The organism is Loktanella sp. DJP18 (genome assembly GCF_049310965.1).
In the GTDB taxonomy this organism is placed as follows: Bacteria; Pseudomonadota; Alphaproteobacteria; order Rhodobacterales; family Rhodobacteraceae; genus Loktanella.
In genome coordinates this window covers 1-16,438 of record NZ_JBMERN010000085.1, presented here as the reverse complement: position 1 = coordinate 16,438, position 16,438 = coordinate 1, and the positions used below count along the sequence as shown (strand labels likewise).

Genomic DNA, 16,438 nt, shown 5'->3' with positions numbered 1-16,438 from the left:
GCTCAGGCAACCGTCCCCGCCGAGGGTGCAGCGCCCCCTCGCGCCGGTGACATCGAAGCGAGCGGCACAGTGCCCTGTGCGCAAGAGCGCGGGCAAGCGTTGGGCATGTGCGACGTCGCGATTTCTCGCAGCGAAGACGGAAAAACAACAGTTCTGTTGACCTTCGCAAACGGTTTTTCGCGGAAGCTGACCTTTGCACGGGGCGCGTTCGTTTCCGGTAACCCGACAATGTCGGCACCGGCACCGATACCGACTGGCGGCTTGTGGAAGGCGCCCACCACATCCGCGTCGACGACCAGCGCTACGTGGTGCCAGACGGGTTGCTTGTTACCGATTAGCAATGCGCCGGGCACGCCACACCGCCAGAAGGCGGTGTGGCGGCGTCGACTCAGTTGCCGGGCGCAAGCTTGTAAATCATACCCTCGTCGACTGCGGTATAGAGGTTGCCGTCCGGACCCAGAACGACTGACCGGAAGCGTCCTGCATCCATCGGCAGTGTCATCTCGGTCACATCCTCGACCGCGATTTCCCCGTTATCGTTGGACAGTTGCATGACATCGATCCGCTGACCGATCGGCGTACCGCCAAACCCAATTCCCATGATGCCGACCACCATAGCACCGTTCCAGTCGCCCCATTGCTCGCCTTCCAGAAAAGCAGCAGAGGACGAGCCTTGCGACCATCCGTTATTGGTCCAGATCGGTGGCATCGCGTCGGGATAGGTCTCGAAGTCAGTCATCGGCATGAAGGCCGCCCGTTCATAGCGGTTCATCCCTTCCTCTTGATTGGGCGAATAGCCACAATACTCATCAGGGCATTCGCCACGGCCAGCCATGTTCTGGCGGGGGTCCCAGCCACCGTTTCCACCGTTTGCAAGCACCGTGATTTCGTCGGAATGCCACGGCCCGTGTTCGGCGACGATAGGCGTGCCGGTTTCGGGGTGGAACGCGATACCTTGCACATTCCGGTGACCAAAGGTGTAAGTCCGCGGATCGAACCCTTCCGGCGGCGCATTGCCTTCGGCGGCATTGCCATCCGTATCCATGCGCAGAACCTTGGATCCCATCAGTGTCGGGCTCTGGGGTAGTTCTTCGTTGTGGTTGTCACCGGTGGTCAGGAACAAGTTGCCGTCCGGCCCGAACCGCACACGACCGCCGTTATGGGCGCCCGGTCCACCGAAGGGGTGATCCGATGCTTCCATCTTGTACGGCACGTCATCGACAATGTCCGTGCGGCCCGACACACCGGTGAAGTCTTCGTTCACCTCAAGCCGCATCAGTCGGTTAGTATGCGGGTCAGACATGTTGGAGGTCGCATAGACGTAGATCCGCCGATTGTCCTCAAAATCGGGGTCAAAGGCGACACCCATCATGCCCGCTTGGCCTTCGCAGAACAGATCTTCCGCCACGGCAGGGTAGCCCTCGCTACCGCCCATTCCCAGAAGAGGCGTGACGTCGCCAGAGGGCATCATGACCGACAGGCCCTTGCATTTCTCGGTAAAAAGCATCGTGCCGTCGTCGAGAAATGCCATGTCCCAGGGGTTTTCAAGTCCGTCCAGGACCACAGTCGACGACAGGCTTGTCGTGTTCATGCCGCTTTGCGCGACTGCCACCGTCGACGTCGCCGCCAGAAGCGCGGTCGCAAGGGCCGGTGCCAGCAATTGAGTATGCAAGTTCATTTCACGAAAGTTCATATTATCCTCCCAGATATACGCCGACATTCCAAAAGTGGCATGCCGTTGACGCTAGGATCGCCTGATTTAGCCTACTGATCAAGCATCTTGGTCCCTGGGCGCGCTCTGGAAGGAGATTTAAGGAAATCTGAAAAACCTCCCGCTTTCAGCATGTCAACGGCGAGAGCGGCGTAACACACAGCCTCGAGACATCGACGGCCAGACTGCACGACAGCCAGGTCTGGGATGCGCTGCTGCATGGCGGCGAGACCTCGGTCTGGGCCGACAAAGGCTACGTCAGCGCCGAGCGCGCGGTTACGTTCAATGGCCTTGGCCAGTTCTGGGGCGTCTTGCGCAAGGCCCCGAGGGACGGCAATCTGCACCCCATTGCGGAAACGACAAACCGCATCATCGCCAAAGTGCGTGCCAGGGTCGAGCATCCCTTCCGGGTCATCAAATGCCAGCTCGGCCATGTAAAGACCCGCTACCGCGGCCTCGCCAAGAACCGGGACCAGCTCTTTACGCTATTCGCGCTCGGGAATCTGTTTATGGTGCGACGAAAGCTGATGGCATGATGACGAGTCCGCCAGGAGACAGGTGTGACTTCGCATAAGCGGCACGGAAAGCATCACTTGGGCCGCTTTCGCCTCCGAAAGGCGTCGCCAAAACGCTCAGGCGGCAATCTTGGCGCAGTCGGGGATTTTGATCAAATGTTCCCCAGGTTTTTTGAAACGAACTTGGTCGTAAAAGCAGGCCGGGACAAACCACTCCGCGAGCCCGTTTCATGGAGCCGCGGAGCTTTCTACTATACGTAGCGCGTGGTGGGATTAGGATCCGGTACTATGCACAGGGATCACACCACACCGCCCCAATATGGGCTATAGCCATAGTAAGTGTGAATGCTTTCTTCATATTTGCGGTCGATGGTCATTGATGGGTCAAAATCGGGCGCGCTTTTGACCTTGTCGCGCGTGACATCGACGTAGACCTTACCGTCGCTCCACGCGATGTCGCGCAGCCAGTCCGGCGAGATCAGTACCATCTTGCCCGGCCACCAATTCTTGGTGTCGATCATTAGGTAGCGAATAGCCCAGTCGGACTCGTCGATGACGAAATCCTCGATATGGCCGATATTGTCGTCGGTGGCCTCGACGTAGTATCCGGTCACTTCCTCAATACTGCGCAGGTGGTCATCACCTTTCTGCTGCTCTTGGGCAACCTTTGCCTGTTGGCGGTCGACAGTCTGACCCGGAACGACCGAGCCTGCGGGCGGCATCCCGCTGACCATCGCGTAGCCGTATCCACCGTACCAGTAAGGGTCCCATCCGTAAAAGCCGTAGATATCAGTCTCAAGCTGTCGGGAGACCGGCTGGTCGGTTTCAAGCCCGGGTGCATCCTTGATTTCGTCGATGCTCAGGTCGACCGCATACTCGCGCGTCGCGGGGTCGGCGGGGCCAAGCGCAGTTGGCGGTAGAAGGACCTTCCGACCGGGAAGCCACGAGCCGGTATCCACCACGACCCACCGCAGGCCAACGTGCCTGTCGTCGAAGAGGATATCGGTAATTGTGCCGATCGCGCCGTCCTTTCCGCGAAGCGCGTATCCGATAATATCAGAACTGCGTTGCATGGGTGCTCTCACTTTCCTAAAAATCTGTTACGGGATTTTGGAAGTCGTAAGTTCCTTTATTTTCCATCGAACAAACCCCAGGGCGCGGGAGATGGTTCCATCATCGAAGTATGAGGAAGGGGGGTGCTCGCATGTGAGCGTGTATAGACCCCGCTTATTGCAACGGATTTGATTGGTTTGGTTCAGGATCACGATTGCTGACCGATATCCGGCTTCTTTGTGCGGCGTAGTTCGTTGTAACCGCGAGCCCCGATGGTCTGATTGGTCGTGGGTTTGGTCCTTGATTTGTAGTGAAGGGGTGGGGGGTGCCGCGCCATGGTGAGCGCGGCTGACGGCCTCGTCCCACAGGACCACCTGCAGGCCGGCTTTCGGCTTCCAATGAAACTTGACGAAATGCCCTTTGCCCTCGGCATTGATGAAGCGGAAGGTATGAGATGCAAAAAACCTTCGGGAGCTGCAATCCAGCTCATCCCGCTTTCGTCGCTTAAATTAGATTTCGGATCAAATCTACGTCTGCGTCGTTGGCATGATGGCCGAACAGCAATACAAGCGATACCGAAGGACAGCCATGCAGACGACCAGAGTTCAAGCCGACACGCTGCTTCAACCAGGCTCGACCTGCTGGCGCGTAGCGCGCGCCAGTCGCGCCGCACTGATCGTCGATGCAGCCGATTATTTCGTGCACCTTCGCGCGGCGCTGATTCGTGCCGAGCGGGCGGTTTACCTGATCGCCTGGGACTTCGACCTTCGCATCGAAATGCTGCCCGGGCAGAGTGACGAGGACGGCAATGCGTCCGACGGCTGGCCGAACCGGCTCGGGGACTTCTTCGAAGCCTTGGTGGACCGGCGTCCCGAATTGCACCTGCATGTCCTCAAGTGGGACGGCGCGCTGCTCACTGAGGTCGCCACGCAGGCTTGGGAGACAATGCGCCTCAAGATGGCGTCCGGGCGCGTCCGCCTTGCGCTTGACAGCCATCACCCGGCGGGTGCCTGTCATCACCAGAAGATCGTGGTGATCGACGACCACCTAGCGTTTTGCGGTGGGATTGACGTGACCACGGGGCGCTGGGATACTCGCGACCACGCCCCCGAAGATGATCGCCGGCTCGACCCTGACGGCTCGTTGCACCAGCCTTGGCACGACGTGACCACCGCGCTTGAAGGGCCTGTGGCCAAGGCGCTTGGCGAGTTGTCGCGCAGGCGCTGGCAATTGGCCACCGGCGAGGAATTGCGCGCGCCGCAGGCCGCGAGCACTTCATTGTGGCCTGACGACCTGCAGCCGGACATCCGCGATGTCGACGTCGGCATCGCCCGCACGATGCCGCGTTATGGCGACGGTCCACTGGTGAACGAGATCGAGGAGCTCTATCTTGCCGCGATCCGCGGCGCCCGCCATACGATCTACGTCGAGAGCCAGTATCTTGCTGCCAGTTCCCTGTGCGAGGCAATGGAAGCGCGGCTGGCCGAACGGGACGGCCCGGAGATCGTGATCGTCAACCCGCAGTCGGCCCAGAGCTTCTTGGAGGACGAGGCGATGCATTCGGTCCGCTCCCGCATGATCGAGCGCCTGCGGGACGCGGATACACGCGGCGGCGGCGGGTGCTTTCGGATCTTCCACCCTGCAAACGCGGATGGCACACCGATCTATGTCCACGCCAAGGTATTCGTGGTCGACGACTGGTTTCTCAAGATTGGATCAAGCAATATCGACAACCGCTCAATGGGTTTCGACACGGAATGCGATATCGCCATCGAGGCCGCTTCCGAGACGGAGAGCGCCCTCATCCGTCACTTCACACTTTCTCTGCTGGCAGAGCATCTGGGGCTCGCCCCGGACGCAGTGCAGGCGGCATGGCGGGAGAATGGATCGCTCATCGGTGCGATCGAGGCGCTGCGGATGCCGGAGGGGCGGAGCCTTTATCCGATTGAGCCGCAGCCTCTCGACCCACTGGAAAAGGCACTAGCGGACAGTCGCATCCTCGATCCGCGGTATTGGCCGCGAAATCGCGTAAGCCCGAACGAACGCGCTAAGCATGCCGCCAAGCGCGCAATCGAACCCTATCACCTGGAGGCAGCCGGCCTTGGCACGATCCTGTTGGCGGCAGGGGGTGTCGCGCTCGGCATCTGGATCGGTCGCCGGATGTTGCGGCGCTCCAGAGGTAGGTCACTCGCAGCGCCCGCCATCATCACGGACCGGACTTTCCGTCCATCGGTGCCACGCAAGCCGCACCGTTGAGGGTCTCCCGCGCGCGGTGGATGGCGGTTGACGAAGAGCCTCGCTGCGGCACAGTATCCGGTCGGGAATGACAGCGTCGGGCCGATTGGAGTCCAAGGAATTCGAGCGACCGGAAATTGGAAGCCAGTTTTTAGCCGCAGTCGGAGAAAAATCTATATTACATAATTCTCATTATGCGATATGTCAGCATTACTGACGCTTTTGCGAAGTTTATCCAGGTGACTTGCACCTCCGCCTGCCACTCAGCTTTTTGGCATCGCTATGACCAGAATAGGAAAGCCCGGACCTTTGTTGGGCTTTCGCTATCAGACACTCATCGTGACGATGCCAAGATAACCGTCCGCGATGTTCTGTGCGCTACAGCCAAGCGGCGCAGGAATGCCATGATGAATATGGCTGTGAGGATCAGGACAATCGTCGCCGCCGGAGCACTGTCGATAAAGAAGCTTGCGTAAGTGCCTGTTAACATTGCGAACATGCAGACGGTAACAGAGACGATCAGCATCCTGTCAAAACTGCGTACTGTAAGGAAAGCGATAGCCCCCGGCGTCACGAGTAGCGCCACGGCCAGAATGAGGCCCACGGAGGACAGGGTTGACACGATGGTCAGGGAAAGGATCGTCAGCAAGCCGTAATGCAACACGTTTGTCGGCAGGCCGGATGCCTGCGCCTGCGCCGGATCAAAAGCATGCAGCAGCAGATCTTTCCACTTCAACAGCAGCAGCGCCGTGACACAGAATGCGATGACGCCGGAGGTCCACAGATCGGTCGCCCCGACGCCCAGCATGTTGCCGAACAGGATGTGATCCAAGTGTTCGTTCGTCGTGATCGATGTGTACATGATAATGCCCACTGCAAACATGCCGGAGAACACGACGCCCATGACCGTGTCCTGCTTGACCCGGCTGTTATGCGACAAAAAGCCAGTCGCCAACGCACAAGTCATGCCTGCGACGAAGGCCCCCACAATCAGCGGTATGCCGAGGATCCACGCGAGTACGATGCCGGGCAGCGTGGCATGGCTGACGGCATCGCCCATCAGGGCCCAGCCTTTCAGCACCAAAAAGCAGGACAGCAGCGCGGTGGGCGGTGCCACGAATAGGCAAATCCAGAGCGCGTTCTGCATGAACGGGAACTGGAACGGTTGCAGCAAGGTGTCGATCACGTGCGGACCTCATCTTGTGTCAAGGGTGAGCTAGCCGACGGCCCAGGCTCCAGTGCTTGTGCGGCCTTGCGACGTGCGGCCAGCATCCCGTGTTTCGGCGCAAAAACGAAAGTAATCAGGAAGATGATCGTTTGCAGCGTGACGATCACACCGCCGGTGGCTCCGTCGAGGAAGTAGCTGGCGTAGGTGCCCAGAAAGCTGGTGATCGTGCCGATCAGAACCGAGACGACGATCAGGCGCGGAAAACGGTCGCACAGAAGATAAGCCGTAGCACCGGGTGTGACGACCAATGCGATGACCAGAAAGGCACCCACGGTGATCATCGCCGCGACGATCGCAGCGGCCAGCAAGGCAAAGTAGACGGCTTTCAGCAGCTCAGGTCGCAAACCGATCGTCCGGGCGTGGTTCTCGTCGAAGAACACCACCATCAGATCTTTCCATTTGGCCAGCAGTACGACGAGCGCCGTGAAGCCGATGATCGCCAGCTGTAGCGTGTCGCCGGGCGTAATCGCCAGAATGTTGCCCATGATGATCGTCTGGATGCTGACTGACATCGGTGACAGCGATACCATAAATAGCCCAAGGCCGAAGAAAGAGGTAAAGATGATGCCGATGATTACATCGATTTTGAGGCCTGAGCGTTCGGACAGGAACAGCATAGACCCTGCCGCAAGACCGCCGGCTACGAACGCACCAAGCGCGAAGGGAAAACCAAAGATATAGGCCGCTGCTACGCCAGGCACGACCGAGTGTGCCAAAGCATCGCCGATTAACGACCAGCCTTTCAGCATTAAATAGCAAGACAAAAAAGCGCAAACGCCGCCCACCAGTGACGATACCCACATGGCATTGAACATGTAGGCGTAGGAAAACGGCTCTAGCAGGGTCTCGATCATCGCTTTTCCCCCTCCTTGTCCGCCGGCATGTCTAGGGCGTGCTCATGTCCCGTGTCGCGCAAGACGCGGTCGGCGGCGGGCAGGATGGAACGCTTCTCGCCATATTGGACAAATGGGCGTTCATCGTCGCTGATGATCGTCACCTCGCGACTGTCGTTGTCATCATGCAGATCGCGGCCGCCCAGCGTGAAGTGTCGGAGCACCCCGCCGAACGCCCGTTCCAGTTTGTCGCGCGTGAATGTCGTCTCCGTCGGGCCGTAGTCCAGGACTGTGCCCTTGACCAAGACAGCACGGTCGCAGAATTCCGGCACCGAGCCGAGGTTGTGGGTCGACACCAGCATCACCCGCCCCTCGTCTTTCAGCTCACGCAGCAGGGCAATGATCTGTTCCTCCGTCTTGACGTCGACGCCGGTAAAGGGCTCGTCGAGCAGAATGACCTGACCGTCTTGTGCCAACGACCTGGCCAGAAACACGCGCTTGCGTTGACCGCCCGACAACTCACCAATCTGGCGCTTACGAAAGTCGGCCATGCCGACACGTTCGAGCGCGGAATTGACCGCTGCGTGATCTACTTTCGATGCACGACGCAGAAACCCCATGTGCCCATAGCGACCCATCATGACCACATCCTCGACCAGCACGGGGAATGCCCAGTCGACTTCTTCGGATTGGGGGACGTAAGCAACAAGGTTGGCGGCCAGTGCCTCCTTCACTGTTTTACCAAGCAGTCTGATTTCACCGCGTGCTGCGGGGACGAAGCCCATGATCGCCTTGAACAGCGTTGATTTCCCGGCCCCGTTAATGCCGACCAGCGCCGTGATCGTGCCACGCGGAATTTCGAAACTGGCGTCATGCAGGGCTGTGTGACCATTGCGGTAGGTGACGGTGACATCACGCACCATAATACCTCCTGCAGGACCGTCGGCAGCGGTGTCAAATGCTGGCACTTGGAAGTCATCGAGCATCACATTGTGTCCTTAGGGTCGGTTTTGTCAGTGCCGGAACGAAGGTTGACCGCCACGGACAACGGTCCGCGGCGATTTAGAGTATCAAGCCTGTCGTAACCGTCAGTTTGTCTGCGGTGAAAGGGCGTCCGCAATGGTCTGCGCATCGACACGCAGCAAATCGAGATAGGTTGGTACGGGGCCATCAGCCTCCGTCAGGCTATCGACATAAAGCATGCCGCCGTATTTCGCCCCAGTTTCACGCGCCACCTGCTCCGCTGGGGCCTGGTTCACGGTCGACTCGCAGAACACCGCCGGAATGTCATTCTCGCGGACACCGTCGATGACCTTGCGCACTTGTTGCGGCGTGCCGGTCTGGTCAGCATTAATCGGCCACAAATACAGTTCCTTGAGACCGAAATCCTTGGCAAGGTAGCTGAACGCACCCTCACAGGACACAAGCCACCGGTCATCCTCAGGCAGTGCCATTATCCGCTCGCGGAGTGGTCCGACGGTGTCGCGGATCTGCTGTTTGTAGTTTTCCGCGTTCGCCGCGTACAGGTCTGCATTGTCGGAATCGTATTCGGACAGCGCATCGCGAATGTTGTCGACATAGATGACCGCGTTATCGAGACCCATCCAGCCGTGTGGGTTTGGTTTGCCCTCGTACTCGCCTGCGGCAATCGACATCGGCTCAATCCCTTCGGTTAGGACCGCAGACGGCATGTCGCCGAGATTATTGATGAATTGCTCAAACCAGAGTTCGAGATTCATACCGTTGTAAAGTATCAGGTCCCCTTCGCTGGCCCGTACGATATCCTGCGGCGTCGGTTCATAGCCGTGAATCTCAGCGCCAGGCTTGGTGATCGACACGACCTCTGCGGCATCCCCCGCCACGTTCTGGGCCATGTCCTGAAGAATCGTGAACGTCGTGACGACTTTGAACTTCTTGCCTGCGTCCTGTGCAGCGGCCTGCATGGCAAAAAGCGATGTGGATGCGATCGTCGCGGCAAAGGCAGCGGATCGGAAAACGGGTCGAGACATGGGTCGCTCCTGTTCGGTCATATTCCGTATGTAAATGCGAAGCAGTCGCAACAGTCAATGTTAATGAGAACGATTTGCAAGTTGTTGCCATCGGCATCTCTCAGCGTTAGAGTTTCGGCATGATAGCCAAGCCACATTTTCACGAAGTTTCTGCTGACCCTGCGCAGATCTTGCGAGAAGTCGGGCTGCGCGCAACGCAGCAACGCACGTCCGTGCTGACTATTCTTGCAGCAACAACGGATCACCCTACTGTCGACGATGTCTATGACAAGGCGCGACAACTGGATGACACTGTTTCTGTTGCCACCATCTACCGCACAATGGCGGTGCTAGAGACCGCGGGGCTAATCCGTAAACTTACCTTCGACGATGCCCCGGCTCGTTACGAAATGACCCCGAACCGGGATCATGATCACCTCATAGATATCGACACGGGCGAGCTGATTGAAATACCGGGCCGAGAAATGTCCGAGCTCCGCGCCCGTATCGTCAATGATCTCGGGTATGACATTGTCAGCCAGCATACGATCCTGCGTGGACGTCGAAAGCCGTAAGAAGCATCAGCGACGCATCGCATAATTATGTTTATACATTATGCCAGTAATATTGGCTCAAATCGCTGATATTATTTCCATATCCTTACCCGTCCTGGGCGGCCACCCCCGGTGCAACGATGACCATCGCCCCCCCCAAAGTTAGGCCACACCTTCAAACGATGAGATTGTCGGCAACATCGACGATCACAACATGAGCGCGTTTTCTACGAAGCAACGGGCAATTGACAAGATGGTGACTTGACTTCCCCCTACTGGAAGGCCGCATCTGACCCGCATGAAGCACCTGATTGCCTTGATTTTCGTGATTACCACCGTTGTTGGAGCCGTTGTGGCTCCCGGTGCCAGCTATGCCGCCACGTCCGACATGGCCTCGTTCGAGTCGGTCAGCAGCGTTGATGTAATTGACGCTTGCGATCAAGCCACGGCACTCAAGCGTGGCGATAGTGCACCCTGCCAAGAGGCATGCACCGTGCCATGCCCTGCAAATGCTATCGGTTTTTCCCTGACGCAGTCGGATCTGCTGACCTTCATCAAACCTGCTGAAAATCGTGTCGAAAGCACTGCAGCGGATGCATTGAGCAGCTTTATTTCGGCGATCAATCCGTCGCCGCCGCGACGGATATTCTGAGGACGCAAAACTCCTGACCAGTTGGATCAGGTAGACTGCACCGACCGCTATGCCGGTGAGTGCGAACCCTAGAAATTTTGCCCAATCATCTGTCCTCGGGATCTATCGCTGACGCGCCTTGCCGTATCGTCATGTGAAGAACCCACTGGCACGTCGCTCGCGCCAGGCAAACCTCACGAGAAAAAAGGAACACGTTATGATGAATGGTGGAATGATGATCGGCATGGCCTTGGTCTGGCTGCTGATCGTGGCGGTCTTGATCCTCGCCGTGGTTGCGTTGCTCAAATATATCCGCTCAGACAAAAATAAGCTGCTGTAGCCGATGTTGGAAAGAAGCGGCAACAGCCTTTTGGCCATGGGATTAGCTTGGGCATTCCTTGTGTTTTTGGTCCTGATCGGCATCGCCGGATCTGACTTGTTATGCAGATGGCTTCAAAACAAATGGAGCAACAAATGATCAAGTGTCCTGGCATGCCTGCCGGGCAGCACCCGACTGCTTTTGGCAGGCTGATGATGGCTGTCCACACATTGAACGGCACCGACACATCAGGAGGCCGGCCATGACCGAAACACCCGGTCAATCGCCCGTTGCGCGTCGCCGGATCTCTGTCCTCGTGGTGGTACCGATTTTGACATTGGCACTACTTGCCACGTTCGCGTGGGGATTGCTCAATGGGCCAAGCACTTTGCCATCCGCCTTGATCGGCAAACAGGTTCCGACGTTTGCCCTGCCTCCGGTTCTTGGACGCAACGAAGGACTATCGACACAGGACCTTGTCGGCCATGTGTCGATCGTCAATGTGTTCGCGTCATGGTGTGTGCCCTGCCGCGCCGAACATCCGGTATTCATGGCGTTCAGCACAACGGGCGAAGTGCCGCTCTATGGCATTAATTACAAAGACCCACCGGAACAGGCGCGGGCGTGGCTGGACGAGCTGGGCGATCCTTATACCCGCATTGGGGCCGACACGAATGGTCGCACCGGGATCGAATGGGGCGTGTACGGCGTGCCTGAAACCTACATCGTCGCCGCCGATGGCACGATTGCATACCGTCATGTGGGCCCTATCTCGCAGACCATTTTAAATGACACGCTGCTGCCGATCGTGCGGCAGCTCAAAACATCCGCCCCCAAGGAGGTATCACAATGAGTTCTTTTAAGCTGGCAGCCGCCCTGTTTCTGGCCTCGGCTGGTGCCACCGTTGCAGCCCCGCAGGGGTTCGCGGTTCACGACGAACCGCAGGAGGTCGCCAATGTGCGTTTTGTCACCGAAGACGGCAACCGGATGGAGATGGCGGACTTTCAAGGCAAGGTGATCTTGCTGAACGTCTGGGCCACGTGGTGCGTCCCTTGTCGTGAAGAAATGCCGACTCTGGAATCGCTGCAAGCCAGCCTTGGCAGCGACCGTTTCGAGGTCGTGGCGCTGTCGGTCGACCAGGCAGGTGTGCCCCCCGTGCGCCGGTTCTATGACGAGATCGGTGTGACGCATCTGGGCATGTATGTCGACAAGACGATGCTATCGGCGACAGCGCTGCGCACTGTGGGATTGCCAACAACGATCCTGATCGACGCCACGGGTCGAGAACTCGGCCGTCTGGTTGGCCCTGCGGAATGGGACGACACGGAGATGGTCAACTTCCTGAAAGGCTACATCGACCCGCCGCAATAGACGCAAACCTCGCCTTGACCTTCCTTTTACTGGAAGGACTACCTACGCAACATCGAATGGAGAATCGAAATGACGGATATGTCTCAAAGTTTGCCTGCAAAGCCCGAGATATCTGCGGGTCGCGCACCGCTGCAATGGATGACGCGCAAGCGGCTGATGTTTGCGGGTGCCGCGACTGTGATTGGCAGCGGTATGGCCATGAACTGGGGTTGGCTGACGGCGATCGGCGCAGCGCCGCTGATTGTTGGTTTTGCACCCTGCGCCGCGATGTGTGGACTGGGTTTGTGCATGAAGGGCGGCTCCGGCAAGAGCTGTTTAAAATCGACGGAGACGGCGTCACCCGATTGATGGTTTCGGTTTTCTGTAAACCCAATAACCCTCCTTATGCGCGGCCTGCGCTCAGGATCAGACCACGCCATAAATCTGAGCGCTGAAGCCTGCGATTGCCTTCCCGGTTTCTGAACCGGCAGGTTGCCAAACCAAAGGACAAAACATTGAATACTCTGACACGGCGTGCCGCCTTGGCCGCCCTCGCCGCAGCGGCCGCCACACCGGCCTTGGCCAACCATCCGGGCGAAAATCTGGATGCCCGCATGATGGAGATGGAGCAATATTTCCAGATCATCGACGCTGCAGCGCCGCCGTTTGCCTTGCAGGACGCTGACGGTAAGCCAATCAGCCTGTCGGACTTCGACGACAAGATTGTGGTTCTGAACTTTATCTACGCCAGTTGTCCCGACGTCTGCCCGCTGCATTCCCAAAACATCGCGGCGATCCAGGCGTCGATCAATAATGGCCCGATGAAGGATCTTGTTCGGTTCATCTCGGTCACGACGGATCCGGTCAACGATACGCCGGATGTCCTGCGCGATTATGCCGATCTGCATGGCCTTGATACTAGCAACTGGGTCATGCTGACCAAGACCCCGGACCAGACCGACGATACCACACGGCGGTTAGCCAAGAATTATGGGCTGGAATTTACGATGACAGCAGAAAGCGACATGATGATGCATGGTGCTGTGACCCATGTCATCGACACTGGCGGACGCCTTGCGGGCAAGTTTCACGGCATGGAGTTCAGCAATGTGAACCTGATCCTGTATGTCAGCGAGTTGATTAGCAATAATCAGCATCAGTCGCGCGAAGCCAGTTGGTGGGACCGAGTGACCGGTGTCTTTCAATGAATTCGTGTGCATTCGCAGCGTCGCCTGTCGTCGGCTCCCAAATATCGTTGGGCGCGTTGCGTCGCTATTTCGCAGTGATCATCCCGGCGCATCTGGTCTGGGAATTTGCTCATATGCCGCTCTATACCATCTGGAACGATGGCACATGGGGCGAGATCGTCTTTGCCGCCGTTCACTGTACCGGCGGTGACATCCTGATCGGGATGAGCGCGCTGATGCTGGCCCTGATGCTGACCGGTCGCGGCTGGCCCTTTGTTGCGGCAACGCGGCATCGCGTGACAATCCTCGCGGTCGCATTTGGGCTTGGCTATACCCTGTTCAGCGAGTGGCTCAATATTGTGATCCGGGCCGCCTGGGCCTACTCGGATCTGATGCCGATCATTCCGGTGCTTGATGCAGGCCTGTCGCCCGTGCTGCAATGGATCGTCATCCCATTAGCGGGATTCTGGTGGGCCGCGCGTCACGTGCCAACAGACCGAGCTTAAGCATGGATATTTCTGGCATTGGCATTTTTGCAGCGTTTCTGGCAGGGGCGATTTCGTTTCTGTCGCCCTGCGTGCTGCCTTTGGTGCCCGGCTATGTGTCCTATATCGCCGGTCAACCTGGCCTGCGGACAACACCGTCTGTCGGGCTACGTGCCCGCGCCGGGGCCTTGGGGCTAAGCGCCTGTTTCGTTCTGGGGTTCTCGACGGTCTTCATCGCACTTGGTGCTGGCGCAAGCGCGTTGGGGTCGCTGCTCCTGACGTGGCGGGCAGAGCTGAACTATCTGGGCGGCGGGATTATCATTCTGTTCGGGCTGGTCATGCTGGGCCTGTTCCGCATCCCGGCCCTGTCGCGCGACACCCGGCTTGCCCTGAATATCCCCGGCGGTCGCCCGCTGGGGGCCTATGTGCTCGGTCTTGCATTTGCCTTTGGCTGGACCCCCTGCATCGGCCCAATCCTTGGCGCGATCCTCACACTCAGCTCGACAGCGGGCGGAATGTCCAACGGGATCTGGCTGCTGGCGATCTATTCCGCAGGGCTTGGTGTGCCGTTTCTCTTGGCCGCCCTATTCACCGACGCCATCGCGGCACGGATCCGTGGCATCGGCAAAGCCGGGCGCTGGCTGTACAAAGGGGCGGGCATCGCCATGGTTCTGATGGGTCTGGCCATTTTGACCGGACAGCTCTCGCGGATGGCCTACTGGATGCTGGGCACCTTCCCGTTCCTCTCGACGATCGGGTGACCGACATGGCCGCAAGCCCTCCTGCGCATATTCACCAAGAATGAGTCCAGGTCGTGGGCCATAACCAGCCATCGCGCCTGAAACAGAGTTCCCAATAAGTTATCAACCTGCAATGCCGTAGGGCGTCGCTCCCGGGCCTTCCAAGCTAATGAACTTGTGAATGCGATAATGGTCAAAAAAATGGACAGAGTCCGTTCAAGCCCCTATCTGATACCTATGCGCCTTTGGATCCGCCTTGCCACGCTTTGTTTGTCTCTTGTTCTTTTGGGCGGGGTGATGCTGCATGACGTTTCCAATGCCAGCATGTCTTTCGACATGGCAGGCCGCGACATGAACGCAGCAGTGGCTGAAGACGACAACTGCCCAGCTTGCATGACAGGTAAGACAGCAACGGTGGCCTGCGACCTGGACTGCACCACACCTGTCCTGTTGGCTATGAACAGCCCGGACGGTGCCGTGAAAACAATGCGGAGTTCGGGTTTGGTAGCAGTGGCCGATCGCAGTCTTAAGGGGCTCGACATTGGCGTCGATCCTACCCCTCCGCGAAGCACCCTCCTGATCTGACCGGCCGCGCCTCTATGGGGTGACGGTCCGGTGTCGTCTTGTTTGCTGCTGAGCGGCTGGCAAGCGTCTGACTGACCGTTTTCCTTCAGGATTTACTGCCATGTTAAACTCTCTCACGCGCCGATGCGTGCTATCGTCCAGTCTTGCCGCCATTGGCTTGGCATTGGCGACGCCGCAAACGTCGTTGGCCGCGACCGATCCACTGACCTTCCAAGCCGTGATCTTTGATGACGGGGCGATCGTGGCCGCGTCGGACGAAGGGCTCTGGCGGATCGCAGATACGGACGCAACCCCGCTTGCTGATCCCGGCGCGATCGTGTCGCTGACCAGCCATCCCGAGCGCCCCGGAACTCTTTACGCCGCCCTGCGCGATGGCGGCCTGCGTCGCAGTACGGATGGTGGCGAAAGCTGGACCAAGGCCGATACGGGCTTGCCTGCTTCGCCGGTCCTGTCAGTCACAATGGCGGCCGAGGCACCTGATATGCTTTATGCAATGCTGGCCGGCGATGGCCTGTGGCGCAGCGAGGATGCGGGCGACACCTGGACGTTCGTCATGGATCGTCCCTACCTCGATGGGGCCGAACATGACGTGCTAAGTCTTGTCTCGGTCGCGAGCCAAACCGGCATGGGTGGCATTTGGCTTTATGCTGGCACAGCCGCCGGCCTGACCCGCGTACCTGACTGCTTTTGCCGATGGCAGGACGTGACGGCGGGCGATGCAATGGATGCGCTGGCGGCCGGACAAACACCAGCACTGACGGCTCCCTTGCCAGCCGGCATTCCCGTTCGAAATCTTGGCCTCGCCAACGCTGCCCCAGAACAGCTTTACGCGGGCCTGGAAACTGGCCTTTGGGCTTCGACCGACGCAGGCTTAAACTGGGCGCTTATGTCGCCAGAGCCGATCACGGCCCTTGCTGTCGATCCCACCGATCCTCTTCACGTCGTGGCCGCGCGACCCGATGGCCTGAGCGATACACGCGATGGCGGTGCCAACTGGTCACTCCTCACCTTTACCAAGGAAAAT

18 protein-coding genes and 2 pseudogenes are annotated in these 16,438 nt (G+C 58.6%); 13 read left to right on the top strand and 7 right to left on the bottom strand.

Translation table 11 applies throughout. From position 1 onward, the window contains the following. Positions 1–388: 388 nt before the first annotated feature. Positions 389–1,693, bottom strand: coding sequence for a PQQ-dependent sugar dehydrogenase (locus ACOI1H_RS18330; protein WP_422439274.1), 1,305 nt, complete (start codon positions 1,691–1,693; stop codon positions 389–391). A gap of 152 nt (positions 1,694–1,845) precedes the next feature. On the opposite strand from ACOI1H_RS18330, the pseudogene ACOI1H_RS18325 reads away from it, so the two are divergent. Then, positions 1,846–2,247: pseudogene (locus ACOI1H_RS18325) on the top strand (transposase); the annotation flags it as partial. Between the two features lie 278 nt (positions 2,248–2,525). Here ACOI1H_RS18325 and ACOI1H_RS18320 read toward each other — a convergent pair. Then, a complete protein-coding gene (locus ACOI1H_RS18320) occupies positions 2,526–3,299 on the bottom strand; it encodes a PRC-barrel domain-containing protein (protein WP_422439273.1) in 774 nt (257 codons plus the stop codon). A 330-nt stretch (positions 3,300–3,629) separates the two neighbouring features. Further along, positions 3,630–3,740: pseudogene (locus ACOI1H_RS18315) on the bottom strand (catalase); the annotation flags it as partial. A gap of 127 nt (positions 3,741–3,867) precedes the next feature. On the opposite strand from ACOI1H_RS18315, the gene ACOI1H_RS18310 reads away from it, so the two are divergent. Beyond that, entirely contained in the window at positions 3,868–5,535 is a 1,668-nt protein-coding gene (locus ACOI1H_RS18310) for a phospholipase D-like domain-containing protein (RefSeq protein ID WP_422439272.1), read from the top strand. Between the two features lie 313 nt (positions 5,536–5,848). On the opposite strand, the gene ACOI1H_RS18305 is transcribed toward ACOI1H_RS18310, so the two are convergent. From ACOI1H_RS18305 to ACOI1H_RS18290, 4 genes are all read right to left on the bottom strand, one after another. Next, entirely contained in the window at positions 5,849–6,700 is an 852-nt protein-coding gene (locus ACOI1H_RS18305) for a metal ABC transporter permease (protein WP_422439271.1), read from the bottom strand. Continuing rightward, the gene (locus ACOI1H_RS18300) at positions 6,697–7,596 is read right to left on the bottom strand and encodes a metal ABC transporter permease (protein ID WP_422439270.1); all 900 of its coding nucleotides are present in this window, start codon (positions 7,594–7,596) and stop codon (positions 6,697–6,699) included. Before ACOI1H_RS18300 ends, ACOI1H_RS18305 begins: the two co-directional genes overlap by 4 nt. Beyond that, complete coding sequence (locus ACOI1H_RS18295) at positions 7,593–8,561, bottom strand: manganese/iron ABC transporter ATP-binding protein (protein WP_422439269.1); 969 nt, start codon at positions 8,559–8,561, stop codon at positions 7,593–7,595. The genes ACOI1H_RS18300 and ACOI1H_RS18295 overlap by 4 nt, the downstream gene beginning before the upstream one ends. A 102-nt stretch (positions 8,562–8,663) precedes the next feature. Beyond that, positions 8,664–9,518: a metal ABC transporter substrate-binding protein gene (locus ACOI1H_RS18290; RefSeq protein WP_422439275.1), complete on the bottom strand. Its 855-nt coding sequence runs from the start codon at positions 9,516–9,518 to the stop codon at positions 8,664–8,666. Positions 9,519–9,703: 185 nt separating this feature from the next. Here ACOI1H_RS18290 and ACOI1H_RS18285 point away from each other — a divergent pair, with 185 nt between their 5' ends. The 11 genes from ACOI1H_RS18285 to ACOI1H_RS18235 all read left to right on the top strand — a co-directional run. Next, complete coding sequence (locus ACOI1H_RS18285; RefSeq protein ID WP_422439268.1) at positions 9,704–10,138, top strand: Fur family transcriptional regulator; 435 nt, start codon at positions 9,704–9,706, stop codon at positions 10,136–10,138. A 277-nt stretch (positions 10,139–10,415) separates the two neighbouring features. After that, positions 10,416–10,769, top strand: coding sequence for a hypothetical protein (locus ACOI1H_RS18280; protein WP_422439267.1), 354 nt, complete (start codon positions 10,416–10,418; stop codon positions 10,767–10,769). 196 nt (positions 10,770–10,965) lie between these two features. After that, positions 10,966–11,088, top strand: a complete 123-nt coding sequence (locus ACOI1H_RS18275; protein WP_422439266.1) for a hypothetical protein — start codon at positions 10,966–10,968, stop codon at positions 11,086–11,088. 241 nt (positions 11,089–11,329) lie between these two features. Then, a complete protein-coding gene (locus ACOI1H_RS18270; RefSeq protein WP_422439265.1) occupies positions 11,330–11,920 on the top strand; it encodes a DsbE family thiol:disulfide interchange protein in 591 nt (196 codons plus the stop codon). Next, entirely contained in the window at positions 11,917–12,438 is a 522-nt protein-coding gene (locus ACOI1H_RS18265) for a TlpA family protein disulfide reductase (RefSeq protein ID WP_422439264.1), read from the top strand. The genes ACOI1H_RS18270 and ACOI1H_RS18265 overlap by 4 nt, the downstream gene beginning before the upstream one ends. A 69-nt stretch (positions 12,439–12,507) precedes the next feature. Continuing rightward, positions 12,508–12,786: a hypothetical protein gene (locus ACOI1H_RS18260; protein ID WP_422439263.1), complete on the top strand. Its 279-nt coding sequence runs from the start codon at positions 12,508–12,510 to the stop codon at positions 12,784–12,786. Positions 12,787–12,959: 173 nt separating this feature from the next. Beyond that, positions 12,960–13,625: an SCO family protein gene (locus ACOI1H_RS18255; RefSeq protein WP_422439262.1), complete on the top strand. Its 666-nt coding sequence runs from the start codon at positions 12,960–12,962 to the stop codon at positions 13,623–13,625. Further along, on the top strand, positions 13,622–14,110 hold the full coding sequence (locus ACOI1H_RS18250; protein ID WP_422439261.1) for a hypothetical protein: 489 nt from the start codon (positions 13,622–13,624) through the stop codon (positions 14,108–14,110). Before ACOI1H_RS18255 ends, ACOI1H_RS18250 begins: the two co-directional genes overlap by 4 nt. 2 nt (positions 14,111–14,112) lie before the next feature. Further along, on the top strand, positions 14,113–14,850 hold the full coding sequence (locus ACOI1H_RS18245) for a cytochrome c biogenesis CcdA family protein (RefSeq protein WP_422439260.1): 738 nt from the start codon (positions 14,113–14,115) through the stop codon (positions 14,848–14,850). 216 nt (positions 14,851–15,066) lie between these two features. Further along, the gene (locus tag ACOI1H_RS18240; protein WP_422439259.1) at positions 15,067–15,414 is read left to right on the top strand and encodes a hypothetical protein; all 348 of its coding nucleotides are present in this window, start codon (positions 15,067–15,069) and stop codon (positions 15,412–15,414) included. Positions 15,415–15,514: 100 nt separating this feature from the next. Then, a partial coding sequence (locus ACOI1H_RS18235; protein ID WP_422439258.1) for an exo-alpha-sialidase occupies positions 15,515–16,438 on the top strand: 924 nt, incomplete at its 3' end.

Bases quoted from the DNA above. Each gene is read 5' to 3' on its own strand.
- ACOI1H_RS18320 (WP_422439273.1), bottom strand. From the start codon at position 3,299: ATGCAACGCAGTTCTGATATTATCGGATACGCGCTTCGCGGAAAGGAC.
- ACOI1H_RS18295 (WP_422439269.1), bottom strand. From the start codon at position 8,561: ATGCTCGATGACTTCCAAGTGCCAGCATTTGACACCGCTGCCGACGGT.
- ACOI1H_RS18330 (WP_422439274.1), bottom strand. From the start codon at position 1,693: ATGAACTTTCGTGAAATGAACTTGCATACTCAATTGCTGGCACCGGCC.
- ACOI1H_RS18245 (WP_422439260.1), top strand. From the start codon at position 14,113: ATGGATATTTCTGGCATTGGCATTTTTGCAGCGTTTCTGGCAGGGGCG.
- ACOI1H_RS18265 (WP_422439264.1), top strand. From the start codon at position 11,917: ATGAGTTCTTTTAAGCTGGCAGCCGCCCTGTTTCTGGCCTCGGCTGGT.
- ACOI1H_RS18260 (WP_422439263.1), top strand. From the start codon at position 12,508: ATGACGGATATGTCTCAAAGTTTGCCTGCAAAGCCCGAGATATCTGCG.
- ACOI1H_RS18280 (WP_422439267.1), top strand. From the start codon at position 10,416: ATGAAGCACCTGATTGCCTTGATTTTCGTGATTACCACCGTTGTTGGA.
- ACOI1H_RS18300 (WP_422439270.1), bottom strand. From the start codon at position 7,596: ATGATCGAGACCCTGCTAGAGCCGTTTTCCTACGCCTACATGTTCAAT.
- ACOI1H_RS18290 (WP_422439275.1), bottom strand. From the start codon at position 9,518: ATGCAGGCCGCTGCACAGGACGCAGGCAAGAAGTTCAAAGTCGTCACG.
- ACOI1H_RS18270 (WP_422439265.1), top strand. From the start codon at position 11,330: ATGACCGAAACACCCGGTCAATCGCCCGTTGCGCGTCGCCGGATCTCT.
- ACOI1H_RS18310 (WP_422439272.1), top strand. From the start codon at position 3,868: ATGCAGACGACCAGAGTTCAAGCCGACACGCTGCTTCAACCAGGCTCG.
- ACOI1H_RS18250 (WP_422439261.1), top strand. From the start codon at position 13,622: ATGAATTCGTGTGCATTCGCAGCGTCGCCTGTCGTCGGCTCCCAAATA.
- ACOI1H_RS18240 (WP_422439259.1), top strand. From the start codon at position 15,067: ATGCGCCTTTGGATCCGCCTTGCCACGCTTTGTTTGTCTCTTGTTCTT.
- ACOI1H_RS18285 (WP_422439268.1), top strand. From the start codon at position 9,704: ATGATAGCCAAGCCACATTTTCACGAAGTTTCTGCTGACCCTGCGCAG.
- ACOI1H_RS18275 (WP_422439266.1), top strand. From the start codon at position 10,966: ATGATGAATGGTGGAATGATGATCGGCATGGCCTTGGTCTGGCTGCTG.